The sequence below is a fragment of the Scandinavium sp. UTDF21-P1B genome (assembly GCF_040750395.1).
GTDB lineage: Bacteria > Pseudomonadota > Gammaproteobacteria > Enterobacterales > Enterobacteriaceae > Scandinavium.
Map to the genome: position 1 here is coordinate 25,325 of NZ_JBFLVD010000025.1, position 13,963 is coordinate 39,287.

Annotated in this window: 11 protein-coding genes and 1 pseudogene; 6 read left to right on the top strand and 6 right to left on the bottom strand. The window is 56.6% G+C overall.

The window, feature by feature from the left end; all coding sequences use genetic code 11:
- Window positions 1-116: 116 nt before the first annotated feature.
- A complete protein-coding gene (locus AB1287_RS17980) occupies window positions 117-2,237 on the top strand; it encodes a TonB-dependent siderophore receptor (RefSeq protein WP_435618660.1) in 2,121 nt (706 codons plus the stop codon).
- Between the two features lie 93 nt (window positions 2,238-2,330).
- On the opposite strand, the gene AB1287_RS17985 is transcribed toward AB1287_RS17980, so the two are convergent.
- On the bottom strand, window positions 2,331-2,585 hold the full coding sequence (locus AB1287_RS17985) for a GlsB/YeaQ/YmgE family stress response membrane protein (protein ID WP_312625888.1): 255 nt from the start codon (window positions 2,583-2,585) through the stop codon (window positions 2,331-2,333).
- A gap of 208 nt (window positions 2,586-2,793) precedes the next feature.
- Between AB1287_RS17985 and ycgR the strand changes: the two genes are divergently transcribed.
- Window positions 2,794-3,525 carry a flagellar brake protein YcgR gene (gene ycgR, locus AB1287_RS17990; protein ID WP_435618661.1) on the top strand — a complete coding sequence of 244 codons (732 nt, stop codon included), beginning with the start codon at window positions 2,794-2,796 and terminating at the stop codon, window positions 3,523-3,525.
- A gap of 1 nt (window position 3,526) precedes the next feature.
- Here ycgR and emtA read toward each other — a convergent pair whose 3' ends face one another.
- A complete protein-coding gene (gene emtA, locus AB1287_RS17995) occupies window positions 3,527-4,147 on the bottom strand; it encodes a membrane-bound lytic murein transglycosylase EmtA (RefSeq protein ID WP_435618662.1) in 621 nt (206 codons plus the stop codon).
- 91 nt (window positions 4,148-4,238) lie between these two features.
- Between emtA and ldcA the strand changes: the two genes are divergently transcribed.
- Together ldcA and AB1287_RS18005 are read left to right on the top strand one after the other, a co-directional pair.
- On the top strand, window positions 4,239-5,150 hold the full coding sequence (gene ldcA / locus AB1287_RS18000) for a muramoyltetrapeptide carboxypeptidase (protein ID WP_435618663.1): 912 nt from the start codon (window positions 4,239-4,241) through the stop codon (window positions 5,148-5,150).
- A gap of 96 nt (window positions 5,151-5,246) precedes the next feature.
- Window positions 5,247-6,980, top strand: coding sequence for a potassium/proton antiporter (locus AB1287_RS18005; protein ID WP_435618664.1), 1,734 nt, complete (start codon window positions 5,247-5,249; stop codon window positions 6,978-6,980).
- On the opposite strand, the pseudogene AB1287_RS22480 reads toward AB1287_RS18005, so the two are convergent.
- The 3 genes and pseudogenes from AB1287_RS22480 to AB1287_RS18015 form a co-directional block, all read right to left on the bottom strand.
- A pseudogene (locus AB1287_RS22480) lies at window positions 6,918-7,118 on the bottom strand (hypothetical protein); the annotation flags it as partial. The gene AB1287_RS18005 and the pseudogene AB1287_RS22480 sit on opposite strands and share 63 nt — an antisense overlap.
- Window positions 7,079-8,149, bottom strand: coding sequence for a catabolic alanine racemase DadX (gene dadX / locus AB1287_RS18010; RefSeq protein WP_435618665.1), 1,071 nt, complete (start codon window positions 8,147-8,149; stop codon window positions 7,079-7,081). The pseudogene AB1287_RS22480 and the gene dadX, both read right to left, overlap by 40 nt.
- Before the next feature lie 9 nt (window positions 8,150-8,158).
- A complete protein-coding gene (locus tag AB1287_RS18015; protein WP_435618666.1) occupies window positions 8,159-9,457 on the bottom strand; it encodes a D-amino acid dehydrogenase in 1,299 nt (432 codons plus the stop codon).
- Window positions 9,458-9,776: 319 nt separating this feature from the next.
- On the opposite strand from AB1287_RS18015, the gene AB1287_RS18020 reads away from it, so the two are divergent.
- Window positions 9,777-11,309, top strand: a complete 1,533-nt coding sequence (locus AB1287_RS18020; protein ID WP_435618667.1) for a SpoVR family protein — start codon at window positions 9,777-9,779, stop codon at window positions 11,307-11,309.
- 112 nt (window positions 11,310-11,421) lie between these two features.
- Here AB1287_RS18020 and fadR read toward each other — a convergent pair whose 3' ends face one another.
- Window positions 11,422-12,141, bottom strand: coding sequence for a fatty acid metabolism transcriptional regulator FadR (gene fadR, locus AB1287_RS18025; protein WP_312625898.1), 720 nt, complete (start codon window positions 12,139-12,141; stop codon window positions 11,422-11,424).
- Window positions 12,142-12,358: 217 nt separating this feature from the next.
- On the opposite strand from fadR, the gene nhaB reads away from it, so the two are divergent.
- Window positions 12,359-13,915, top strand: coding sequence for a Na(+)/H(+) antiporter NhaB (gene nhaB / locus AB1287_RS18030; RefSeq protein WP_435618668.1), 1,557 nt, complete (start codon window positions 12,359-12,361; stop codon window positions 13,913-13,915).
- Window positions 13,916-13,963: the final 48 nt, after the last annotated feature.

Consider the following 13,963-nt stretch of genomic DNA (forward strand, 5'->3'; position numbering starts at 1 on the left):
ATTCAATTAACGCAAACAATAATAATTCGCATTCTTTTTAACGAAAACTGACATTTTCGCACGATTTGACACGGCGGCGTACAGGAGTGCCAGACCGTGTTTCTCAGGATGATGTGATGACTAACACTTTGCCTCTTAAACGCTCGTCGGTGCTTTGCGCGCTGGCGCTGGCTTTCCCCTGCGCCGCCTTCTCTGAAGAAACGGTTGTGGTGACGGCACAGCCGGTAGAATCTGCCACTGCCCCGACTCAGGGATATAGCGCTAAAACGTCAACCGGCGCGACCAAAACCGATCAGCCCTTAATCACCACCGCGCAGTCGGTGTCCGTGGTGACGCGTCAGCAGATGGAAGATCAGGGCATCACTAACGTCAGCCAGGCGCTGAGCTATACGCCAGGCGTCTACAGCACCTTTGGCGGCGCGGCGACCCGCTTCGACGCTATTTCGCTACGGGGCTACCACGGCGGTGACGTCGATAATATTTTCCTCGACGGTATGCGTCTGATGAGCGATGGTGGCAGCCACAACATCGTGCAGATTGACCCATGGTTCCTCGATCGCATTGATGTGATTAAAGGCCCCTCCTCCGCGCTGTACGGCCAGAGCGTGCCGGGCGGGCTGGTAAATCTCACCTCTAAGCGCCCGCTGTTCACCTCCGAAGGCCACCTTCAGGCGTTTGGCGGCACCCAGAACACCAAAGGCGCAGCGTTTGATTACACCGACGCTATTAACGACCAGTGGGCGTATCGCCTGATGGGGATTACCCGTAATACCGACATGCAGTTCGACAACACCCGCGAGGAGCGCTACGCCATTTCCCCGTCGCTGCTCTGGCAGCCGGACTCCGACACCAGCCTGCTGCTGCGCGCCTATCTGCAAAAAGATCCGTCGGGCGGCTATCACGGATCGCTGCCGCTGGACGGCACACGCTACGAGCACAACGGACGCAGGCTCGGCAATCATACCAACGAGGGCGATCCGGGCGACGGCTACCAGCGCCGGGAACAGATTTACAGCTACGAGTTCGACCACCAGTTCAGCGACGTCTGGTCGGTACATTCAAGCGGCAGCTATACCCACTCCAACGTGAAGCTCGATCAGGTGTATCAGGTGGGCTGGGTCGGCGACAGCGACATGCTGGCCCGCGGCTACAGCGGCTCGGAAGGTTCGCTGGACGGCTGGTCAACCGACAACCGCTTGAAGGCCGATTTCACGACTGGCGAGGTGGCGCACACGCTGATTCTGGGCGGCGAATATCACCGTTTCCGCAATGACCTGTGGAGCGGCGCAGGCGGGGCTTCACCGCTGGATCCATGGACGTACTCCACGCCGCAGACCGGGCACACCGTAACCTACAGCGACGATAACAACCGTCGCTACTATCAGGCAGGTGTCTATTTGCAGGATGAAATGGTCTGGAACCGCTGGCATGCGAATCTCTCCACCCGCTACGACCGCATTGTCTCGCAGCAGGTCAGCGACACTTTTGGGACCTCCTCGCGGCGCTCGGATGACCACATCAGCAGCCGCGCCTCGCTGCTTTACGCCTTCGAAAATGGCCTCTCGCCCTACCTGAGCTACAGTCAGGCGATCACGCCTGCGATGCTCTCCGGTCCTGATGGCAATCTGCTGAAGCCCACCACGGCGGAGCAGTATGAAGCCGGTCTGAAGTTCCAGCCGCCGGGCAGCGCTGACCTCTACAGCATTGCAGTTTACGATCTGACGCAAAAGGACGTGGCGACCCGCGACCCAAACATCGGTACTGCCACCTTCCTGCCTGCCGGGAAAGTGCATTCGCAGGGCGTTGAGCTGGAAGCGCGTAATCAGCTGACGCCGCGCCTGAGCACCATTGCCGGGTATACCTGGAACCGCCTGCGCTTTGCCGATACCAAAGACGGCACCGATAACAACACGCCACAGCTGACGCCGGATCAGATGGCTTCCCTGTGGGCGCATTATCAGTTCGATTTCGGCATCAGCGCGGGGGCAGGCGTGCGCTACATCGGTAAACAGTGGGCAGACGATACCAACACTGAACGCCTGCCCTCGACCACGTTGATTGATGCGATGATCCGCGCCGACCTTGGGGCCTGGAGTTCTGCTCTCAAAGGTGCATATGTGCAGGTTAACGCCAACAACCTGACCGACCGTGAATATCTTTCTGGTTGCTATGGCACCAACAACTGCTACTGGGGTGCAGAGCGCTCGGTGATTGCCACCGTGGGGTATGATTTTTAAGCAATTTGCGGCCCATTGCCCGGCAGCGCTTCGCTTGCGTGTACGAAAAAGGGCAGCCATTCGGCTGCCCTTTTATTTATTACTCGTTATTGCTTATGCGTTGCGGCGCAGAAGTCGGAAGACAATCAGCACCACGATGGCACCCACAACCGCTACCAGGAAGCTGTGCATATTGAAACCGTTCACGCTGCCGATGCCGAACATGGTTGCCAGCCAGCCGCCGACGACGGCACCGACAATCCCCAGCACGCAGGTCAGAATAAAACCGCCGCCATCGCGGCCCGGCATGATCAGTTTCGCGATAATACCTGCAATCAGTCCAAATACAATCCAGGTCAGAATGCCCATTTTAACCACCCTCCAAAGAAATAAAATAACCACAAATAATGCGGGCGTATTGTGCGCTCCGGTTATCTTAAGTATAGGTAAACATTCTTAAAATGTAGCGATTCAATTTAATTTTTTATCTGTAAAAAAATATTCCCTCGTTTGTATTAAGTTCTGGTGCGCGCTGCCGATAGTGGATCGAATCTCTGTCAATAAGGAGCTACCGGGCGTGAGTCATTACAATGAGCAATTCCTTAAACAAAATTCGCTGGCAGTGTTAAACATTCTTCGCGATCTGCACCGCGACCGCATTCCTGTACGCGTCTCCTGGGGCACATCGCAATTTATAAGCCGCATTCTCGACGTCTCACCTCAGACTCTTATTATCGATTACGGCAGCCAGGAGTATGAAAATCGCGCGGTGCAGCGTGCGGAAAATATCACTCTCTCTGCCGAAACCCAGGGCGCAAAAATCGAATTTACCGTGCCAGCGCTCAGCCATGGCCAGTTTCTGGACCTGCCCGCCTTCACCATGCCCGTGCCACCTACGCTGTGGTTTATTCAGCGCCGGGAATTTTTCCGTATTTCTGCCCCGCTGCACCCGGTTTATTACTGCAAAGCGAAGCTTGCCGATAAAAGTGAAATCCGCTTTCGCCTGTGCGACCTCTCCCTTGGGGGCATGGGTGCACTGCTGGACGGAACGCCGCCGCCTCAGCTCAAGTCAGGCGTGATGATCCCGCAGCTGGAGCTTGATATGGGGGAATGGGGGAAATTTCACTTCGATGCCCAGCTGATTTCGCTGAGCGAACGCAAGGTGGTGGACGGCAAGAATGAAACCATCAGCACACCGCGCCTGAGCTTCCGTTTTCTTAACATCAGTCCGGCGGTTGAACGCACGCTCCAGCGCATTATTTTCTCCCTGGAGCGTGAGGCGCGCGAACGCGCGAATAAGGTTCGTTAAATCAGTCGATAGCGTCCATGGCCTTTTGCACCTTCCAGATATAGCGAGGGGCCTGCGGCGATGGATGATTTTTAACGATATGGTCGAAGAACGCCTCTTTGTCCATGCCGTTGATTTCAGCAATGGCTTTTTTGCGGTCTGACGAGAAGGTTCTCAGCAGCGCGCCTGCCCCGTTAACATAAGAGGTGACCAGCGCGTACTGCATCACTTCGGGATCCTTAATGCCCAGCAGCGGTCCGTTTTCCAGAATCCGGAAATAGGCCGTGCCCATTGAGATGTTGCGCTCCGGATTTTTCAGCTCGCTGACGGAAGGATCGCCGCTCCAGCCCATATAGCGATACACTTCGCGCCCGGCGGTGGACGGCTTAAGCTGCATCAGGCCCACTGCGCCCGATTTACTCACCACGCCAGGGTTCCCGCCTGATTCGACCGCGATAATCGCCGTGATAAATTTTGGATCGAGTCCCCAGGCCGCCCCAGCTTTTTGGCTTATCGGCATCCACTGCATAGCCCGTTGTACCGGCACCGTCGGGTTATAAGGTGGCTGAGTATAATCGTATTTGGGCTTAGAACTGCACCCGGCAAGCAGTACCGCTAAAACAGCAAACCATCTCAATTTCACGCTTCTATCCTTATCACTGAAGTGTGCGCGCTGATGACAACGCGAAGTTCAGGCGGCATCATAACCGTTTCATTCTCTGCAAGGAATTGCCATGACTCTGTTTCATCTGATTTCGCCATCGGGCTACTGCATCAACCAGCAGGCCGCCGCACGCGGGATTGAGCGCCTCGAAGCCGCCGGGTATCCGGTAGAGAATCAGTCGATTCTGACGCGCCGCCAGCAGCGTTTTGCCGGTACAGAAGCGGAACGGGCGGGTGATATCAGCGCGCTGGCAAACCTCAAAGGGCAAAACGTCATCGTCATGCCGGTGCGCGGTGGCTACGGCGCAAGCCGCCTGCTCGATATGATTGACTGGCAGGCCATTGCCGCCCGCCAGCAGCAGGAGCCCCTGCTCATCTGCGGCCACAGCGATTTCACCGCTATCCAGATGGCGCTGCTGTGCGAAGGCGTCGTGACATTTAGCGGGCCCATGATTGCCGGGAACTTCGGCGCAGAGACGCTGAACACGTTTACCGAAGAGCACTTCTGGCGCGCGCTGCGCAACCCGCAGTTTACCGTCGAATGGAATGGCAGCGGCCCGGCCTGTGAAGCAACCGGCATACTATGGGGCGGCAACCTGGCGATGCTGGCGTCCCTGGTCGGCACGCCCTGGCTGCCGGAAATGAATGACGGCATTCTGGTACTGGAAGACATTAACGAGCACCCGTTCCGCGTTGAGCGCATGCTGTTACAGCTGTTCCACGCGGGAATATTGGGTCGTCAGCAGGCGATTGTCCTCGGCAGCTTCAGCGGCGCAGAGCCGAATGATTACGATGCCGGATATGACTTACCGGTGATGACGGCATATCTGCAATCACGGCTGAGCATTCCTGTTATCAGCGGCCTGGATTTTGGTCATGAGCAGCGCACAGTGACTCTGCCGCTGGGCGCGCAGGCGCGTCTGGTTCACTCCGGCAAGCGCACCACGTTAACAATGTCCGGTCATCCGACCCTCATGGAATAAAAAAATCGCTCATAGCGCTGATTAATCCGTCGTTTCGCGTACTTCTGTGATAACGTTTTACACTCATTTTCACGCGATCAAGGGAGTACGTGAACGTTGGATGCCGGGGCAATAATCAGTCTGTTTATTCTGGGTTCGGTGCTGGTCACCTGCAGTATTTTATTGAGTTCTTTTTCTTCCCGTCTCGGGATCCCCATTCTGGTGATTTTCCTCGCCATTGGCATGCTTGCGGGCATCGATGGCGTCGGCGGCATTCCGTTTGATAATTACCCCTTCGCTTACATGATCAGTAACCTCGCGCTGGCGGTGATCCTGCTCGACGGCGGAATGCGTACTCAGGCAAGCTCCTTTCGCGTCGCCCTCGGCCCGGCGCTGTCGCTGGCGACCATTGGCGTGCTAATCACCTCCGGTCTGACCGGAATGATGGCCGCATGGCTGTTCCACCTGAATCTGATTGAAGGGCTGCTGATTGGCGCGATAGTCGGCTCAACCGATGCGGCGGCGGTATTTTCACTGCTCGGCGGCAAAGGCCTCAACGAACGCGTCGGCTCCACGCTGGAGATTGAATCTGGCAGCAACGATCCGATGGCGGTGTTTCTCACCATCACGCTAATTGAGATGATCCAGCGTCAGCAGACCGGTCTCGACTGGATGTTTGCCGTTCACATTTTCCAGCAGTTTGGCCTCGGCATCGTGATTGGCCTGGGCGGTGGCTACCTGCTGCTGCAGATGATCAACCGCATCTCACTTCCCGCCGGGCTTTATCCCCTGCTGGCGCTGAGCGGCGGCATTATGATTTTCGCTGTCACCACCTCGCTCGATGGCAGCGGTATTCTGGCGGTGTATCTTTGCGGTTTTCTGCTCGGCAACCGCCCCATTCGTAACCGCTACGCCATCCTGCAAAACTTCGATGGCCTGGCGTGGCTCGCACAAATCGGCATGTTCCTCGTGCTCGGCCTGCTGGTGACGCCGTCGGATCTGTTGCCGATAGCCATTCCTGCGCTGCTGCTTTCTGCCGGCATGATCTTCTTCGCACGCCCGTTATCCGTGTTCATCGGCCTGCTGCCGTTTCGCGGTTTCAACCTGCGCGAGCGTGTGTTTATCAGCTGGGTTGGCCTCAGGGGCGCGGTGCCGATCATCCTGGCCGTGTTCCCAATGATGGCAGGCCTTGAGAACGCACGGCTGTTCTTCAACGTCGCCTTCTTCGTGGTGCTGGTTTCGCTACTGTTGCAGGGCACCTCGCTCTCCTGGGCCGCCAAAAAAGCCAAAGTGGTGGTGCCCCCCGTCGGCTGGCCGGTTTCCCGCGTAGGGCTGGATATTCACCCGGAGAACCCGTGGGAGCAATTTGTGTACCAGCTCAGCGCCGACAAATGGTGCGTGGGTGCGGCACTGCGGGATTTGCATATGCCGCCGGACACGCGCATCGCCGCCCTGTTCCGCGACAACATGCTGCTCCACCCAACGGGAAGCACTCGCCTGCGTGAAGACGACGTGCTGTGCGTGATTGGCCGCGAGCGCGATCTGCCTGCGCTCGGCAAGATGTTCAGCCAGTCGCCACCAGTGGCGCTCGATCAGCGCTTCTTTGGTGACTTTATTCTGGAAGCCAGCGCGAAATTTGCCGACGTGGCCCTGATTTACGGCCTCGACGGTGGTGAAGAGTTCCGCGATAACCAGCAGTCGCTCGGCGATATCGTGCAGCTGCTGCTGGGTGCCGCGCCGGTCGTGGGTGACCAGGTTGAGTTCGCCGGAATGGTCTGGACGGTTGCGGAGAAAGCAGATAACGCTGTACTGAAGGTGGGTGTCCGCGTGGCAGAAGAGGATGTGGAGTAGTCTGATTGCTCTGCGGCCTGATGCCCTCACCCCAACCCTCTCCCACAGGGAGAGGGAGCAAACACTAAAAACCTTCTCCGAAGAGAAGGTTTTGCGGTTTACCTCGTCACAACAGGCACGCGCTGCGCCAGAGCGCACATCAGCTCATAGCCAACCGTGCCGCAGCGCTCCGCTACGTCATCAATCTTAATCTCTTTGCCCCACAGCTCAACGGGCGTGCCGATCCCGGCCTGCGGACACGGCGTTAAATCTACCGCCAGCATATCCATCGAGACCCGCCCGACCGTTCCGGTACGAATACCATCCACCAGCACCGGCGTGCCGTCCGGCGCGATGCGCGGATAGCCGTCGGCATAGCCACAGGCAACGATGCCGATACGCTGCTCCTGCTGCGCGGTATACAGCCGCCCGTAGCCTACGGTGTCACCCGACTTCAGGTTCTGCACTGCGATGATTTCGCTGCTCAGCGTCATTACCGGCTTGAGGCCGCTGTTGGCAATATCCTGCCATTTGCCGGATGGGGATGCGCCATACAGCACAATTCCCGGACGAACCCAGTCGTAATGCGCCTCCGGGTGCCAGAGCGTAGCGGCAGAGTTAGAGAGCGAGCGAGGGCAATTCAGCCCTTCTGCCGCCAGCTCAACCTTTTCTAACGCCTCAACGATGCCCTCGGGATTTTCTGCATCGGCAAAGTGCGACATCAGCGTCATGTCGCTGACGTTGCGCATAGCCCGCAGCTGCTGCCAGACGGTATAGACTTTATCCGGCGTGAAGCCCAGCCGGTTCATCCCGCTGTTGACTTTGACATACACATCCAGCGGCGCGTTGAGTTTTGCGTTCTGCAAAGCCTTCAACTGCCAGTTGCTGTGGACGGTAGTGGTCAGGCGATACTGGTCATACAGCGGTAAATCTTCGGCGTGGAAAAAGCCTTCCAGCATCAGGATCGGCCCTTTCCAGCCGCGTTCTCGCAGCAGCACCGCCTCTTCAAGATTGAGCATCGCGAAGCCATCGGTGTCGCTCAGCGCGCTCCAGATCCTGTCGATACCGTGCCCATAGGCATTGGCTTTCACCACCGACCAGACGCGGGAATCAGGGGCCGCAGTGCGTACCACCGCAAGGTTCTGCCGCAGCGCCTGGAGATCCAGGCTGGCGGTAATGGGACGTGACATAACGGTTCCTTAGTTGTGCGCGCCATGCAAATGCTGCGGGCGCGACGGCGTATAGCCTGACTGATAGCGGGCCACGCCCAAATCATCGTACGGAATGGCCGGCGTGCGGCCAGAAATCAAATCACTCAACAGCTGCCCGGAGCCGCAGGCCATGGTCCAGCCCAGCGTGCCGTGGCCCGTGTTAAGCCATAAATTCTTGTATGGCGTGCGCCCGACCACCGGTGTGCCGTCCGGCGTCATGGGACGCAGGCCGGTCCAGAAGTTCGCCTGTTCAACGTGACCACCGCGCGGGAAGAGGTCGCGCACCACCATTTCGAGCGTTTCACGCCGCGCCTTCAGCAGCGCCGTATTAAACCCGACAATTTCCGCCATGCCGCCCACGCGGATCCGGTTATCGAAGCGGGTTATCGCTATTTTATACGTTTCATCAAGGATAGTTGAAACAGGCGCGCCATCCTCTTCTTTAACCGGAATCGTGAGCGAATAGCCTTTGAGCGGATACACAGGAATATCGACAATGCCCTTCAGCATGGCGGTGGACCAGGAGCCAAAGGCCATCACGTACGCATCGGCTTTGACAATTTCTTCACCACACTTCACGCCGTAAATTTGCCCGCCTTCTGACAGCAGCTGATCCACAGGTGTATTAAAGCGGAAGACGACACCCGCCTCTTCCGCCATTTTCGCCAGCCTTTGGGTGAACAACTGGCAGTCGCCGGTTTCGTCATTAGGCAAACGCAGGCCGCCGGTGAGCTTGTGAGCAACCTCCGCCAGTGCAGGTTCAACTTCCGCCAGGCGATTTGCTTCCAGCAGCTGATAAGGGACACCGGCATCCTGCAGCACGGCAATATCGCGGGTGGCATTTTCATACTGTTGTTCGGTGCGGAATAGCTGCAAAGTGCCGCCCTGGCGCCCTTCGTACTGGATGCCGGTGCTGTCACGCAGCGCCATCAGGCAGTCACGACTGTATTCCGCAAGGCGCACCATGCGGCCTTTGTTTTCCATATAGTGGCGGGTGTCGCAGTTGCGCAGCATCTGCCACATCCACTTCAGCTGGAACGGCGTACCGTCGAGGCTTATCGCCAGCGGCGCGTGGCGCTGGAACATCCATTTGATGGCCTTCAGCGGCACGCCCGGCGCGGCCCACGGCGCGGCGTAGCCTGGTGAAATTTGTCCGGCGTTGGCGGCGCTGGTTTCCAGCGCCGGGCCCGGCTCCCTGTCGATGACCGTCACATCGTGTCCCGCCTGACGTAAATACCAGGCGCTGGCCACGCCAACGACCCCACTTCCGAGGATAACCACTCGCATAACGACTCCAGTACCGTAAAAGAACAATCTTCTGATTACAAACTGATAACCTAGTTTAAAATATTATTCAACATAGGCTTTTTTTATGGTGACTCATCTCACATATACCCGTATCACAAAGGTATGGATGGTTTTGAAATCTCCTGCTGCGGCCCAAATTTCGTCAGCACAAAATGCTGAGAATTCACCAAAGCGGCGTGATTGACGCAGGGAAATCGCGAAGAAAAATATTTGCTGTTCGCACGTTAGCGTGGGGGTGTTCTATTCTTGATAGGAGGCTCTCCAGACAGAGAGGGCCGCCAACAATGAGGGCGCGCTAATGGCTACGATTGACTCCATGAATAAGGACACCACACGTCTGAGCGATGGACCCGACTGGACCTTCGAGCTGCTGGATACCTATCTGGCGGAAATCGACCGGGTGGCGAAGCTCTACCGGCTTGATACCTATCCGCATCAAATCGAAGTCATTACTTCCGAGCAGATGATGGACGCTTACTCCAGCGTGGGGATGCCGATCAACTACACTCACTGGTCGTTTGGCAAAAAATTCATCGAAACTGAGCGACTCTATAAGCACGGCCAGCAAGGGCTGGCGTATGAAATCGTTATTAACTCCAACCCTTGTATCGCCTATCTGATGGAAGAGAACACCATGACCATGCAGGCGCTGGTCATGGCGCACGCCTGCTATGGGCACAACTCCTTCTTCAAAAATAACTATCTGTTCCGCAGCTGGACGGACGCGAGCTCTATCGTCGACTACCTGATTTTCGCCCGCAAATACATCACCGAATGCGAAGAGCGCTACGGCGTTGACGAGGTGGAAAAACTGCTGGACTCCTGCCATGCGCTGATGAACTACGGCGTGGATCGCTACAAACGTCCGCAGAAAATCTCCTTACAGGAGGAGAAAGCGCGGCAGAAAAGCCGGGAAGAATATCTGCAAAGCCAGGTGAACACGCTGTGGCGTACCCTGCCGAAGCGCGAAGAGGAAAAGGCGATCGAAACCGCCCGTCGCTACCCTTCCGAGCCGCAGGAAAACCTCCTCTACTTTATGGAGAAAAACGCCCCGCTGCTGGAATCCTGGCAGCGTGAGATCCTGCGCATCGTGCGCAAGGTCAGCCAGTATTTCTATCCGCAAAAACAGACGCAGGTCATGAACGAAGGCTGGGCGACGTTCTGGCACTACACCATCCTCAATCATCTGTATGACGAGGGGAAAGTGACCGAGCGCTTTATGCTGGAATTCCTGCACAACCATACCAACGTGGTGTTCCAGCCGCCGTACAACAGTCCGTGGTACAGCGGCATCAATCCGTATGCGCTGGGCTTTGCGATGTTCCAGGACATCAAGCGCATTTGCCAGTCGCCAACGGAAGAAGATAAATACTGGTTCCCGGACATCGCCGGATCGGACTGGCTCGAAACGCTGCACTTTGCGATGCGTGATTTTAAGGATGAGAGCTTTATCAGCCAGTTCCTGTCGCCGAAGGTGATGCGGGATTTCCGCCTGTTTACGGTGCTCGACGACGATCACAATAACTATCTGGAAATATCCGCCATTCACAACGAAGAGGGCTACCGGGAAATTCGCAACCGGCTGTCGGCACAGTACAACCTGAGTAACCTGGAGCCGAATATTCAGGTATGGAACGTTGATCTGCGCGGTGACCGTTCGCTGACGCTGCGCTACGTGCCGCATAACCGCGCACCGCTGGATATGGGACGTCGCGAAGTGCTGAAACACGTGCATCGTTTGTGGGGGTTTGACGTGCTGCTGGAGCAGCAGAATGCGGACGGCAGCGTGGAGCTGCTGGAGCGTTGCCCGCCGCGGCAAAATTTGCTGTAGGCATAAAAAAACCGGGCGGCGCTTTTGCCTGCCCGGCCTGGACTGTTGGTATTTCCGTGTTCGATTTTGTAGGCCGGATAAGCGTTAGCGCCATCCGGCATGTTCACGTCGGTTAACGACCGTGAATAGCCAGATCGCCCGGCAGCGTTTTCTGCATTTTATGCCAGATAAGCCCGGACTCATGGCCATAGCGACGCACGGTTTCATAAACCTGCTCGTGCAGCCCTTGCTCACAGACTTTCGCCAGCTGATGATAGAAGCCGAGCGCCAGACTGCGCGCTTCCGGATTCGCAAAGTAGTGACGGCCAATACGGGTGTAGAGGCCCTTCATGCCGTTAAGGATCAGACCGTAGATTGGGTTGCCGGAGGCAAACGCCAGGCCGCGGAAAATGCTGTAATCCAGTTCGGCGAAAGCATCGGCGTGATCTTCCACTTCGTTTGCGGTCGCCAGCACCTTCAGTGCGTCTTCAGGATGCTGACGGAAAGCGGTGCGGATAAAAATGGTGGCGATGTTGGTCCGCACGGAGAGCAGGTTATCAATCAGCTGCGGCACGCTGTCGTGATCGAGGCGCGCCAGCGTTTCCAGAATGTTTAAGCCGGATGTTTCCCAGAAGTTGTTCACTTTGGTCGGTTTGCCATGCTGAATGGTCAGCCAGCCATCCCGCGCCAGACGCTGCAATACTTCACGTAACGTAGTGCGCGTAACGCCGATCAGTTCAGAAAGCTCACGCTCTGCGGGCAGGATGGTTCCAGGTGCGAAGCGGTTATTCCAGATACTTTCAATGATGTACTCTTCCGCGAAACCCGCCGGGCTCTGCGCCTTAATGACCATAGTGAGATTTCCATTACACAGCGTTGCAAATTTGGAACTCATCATACCAGAGCGAACAGGGGCGCAGATAGCGCAACGCGGTAATTAAAAGGGGATCGCGGTTTTATTTTATAAAATTTCCTCACCTCAGCGGGACTTGCCTGTCCCGCTCTCACGAACGATACTTCGTCTTCACTTCCAGCAAACTGCTTACTTTTGACGGGATCGGAAATCTGTCGTGGAAATATCAACCTCACGCGCCCTATGGCGTAATTTTTTAGGTCAGTCACCGGACTGGTACAAACTGACGCTTATTCTCTTTCTGGCGATCAACCCTGTCGTCTTCTTCTTCAATCCGTTTGTTGCCGGATGGCTGCTGGTCGCCGAGTTCATCTTTACGCTGGCAATGGCGCTCAAGTGCTATCCTCTGCTGCCTGGCGGTCTGCTGGCGATTGAGGCGGTGATGATCGGTATGACCCGCGCGGAGCACGTGCGGGAAGAGATTGCCGGAAATCTTGAAGTGCTGTTGCTGCTGATATTTATGGTGGCAGGCATCTACTTTATGAAGCAGCTGCTGCTGTTTATCTTCACTCGTCTGCTGCTGACTATTCGCAGCAAAATGCTGCTCTCCCTTGCCTTCTGCATGGCCGCCGCATTCCTCTCCGCCTTCCTCGATGCGCTGACCGTGGTAGCGGTTATTATCAGCGTAGCGGTAGGATTTTATGGCATTTATCACCGCGTCGCGTCTTCGCGCCCCGGCGATAATGACCTGCTTGATGACAGCGACATCGACATTCACAGCAAAGCCGTGCTCGAACAATTCCGTGGATTCCTGCGCAGCCTGATGATGCATGCCGGGGTCGGTACGGCGCTCGGCGGCGTAATGACAATGGTTGGTGAGCCGCAAAATCTGATCATCGCCAAAGCCGCAGGCTGGCACTTTGGCGAATTTTTCCTGCGGATGCTGCCGGTCACGCTGCCGGTGTTTGTCTGCGGATTAATCACCTGCGTACTGGTCGAAAAGTTCAGGCTGTTTGGTTATGGCGAAACCTTGCCCCCTGCTGTGCGGGATGAGCTACAGGCGTTCGATGACAACAGCCGCGCACAGCGCACGCGCCAGGAAACGCTGAAGCTGGTGATTCAGGGGATCATCGGCGTGTGGCTGATTATCGCCCTCGCGCTACATCTGGCCGAGGTGGGACTGATTGGCCTGACGGTGATCGTTTTTGCCACGTCGTTTACGGGCGTTACCGATGAACACGCCATCGGCAAAGCCTTTACCGAGGCACTGCCGTTTACCGCACTGCTGACGATATTCTTTGCCGTGGTGGCGGTGATTATCGACCAGCAGCTGTTCGCCCCCATCATTAACTTTGTGCTACAGGCTTCGCCTCACGCGCAGCTCTCCCTGTTCTACTTGTTCAACGGCCTTCTCTCATCCATTTCTGATAACGTATTTGTCGGCACGGTGTACATCAACGAAGCCAAATCTGCGCTGGAACACGGCGCGATTTCCCTTGAGCAATTTGAAATGCTGGCGGTGGCAATTAATACCGGCACAAACCTGCCGTCAGTCGCGACGCCTAACGGCCAGGCAGCATTTTTGTTCCTGCTGACCTCTGCTCTCGCCCCGCTGATCCGTCTCTCCTACGGGCGCATGGTGTGGATGGCGCTGCCTTATACGCTGGTTCTCACGCTCGTCGGATTGCTGTGTGTGGAGTTCACGCTGATGCCTTACACGGAGTGGCTGACGACAAAGGGCTGGCTGATAAACGCCCCTCTGCCGCTGCATTAAACCTTCTCTGATTGACGCCCGCAGGTATTTGCGGGCGATTCATCTGCT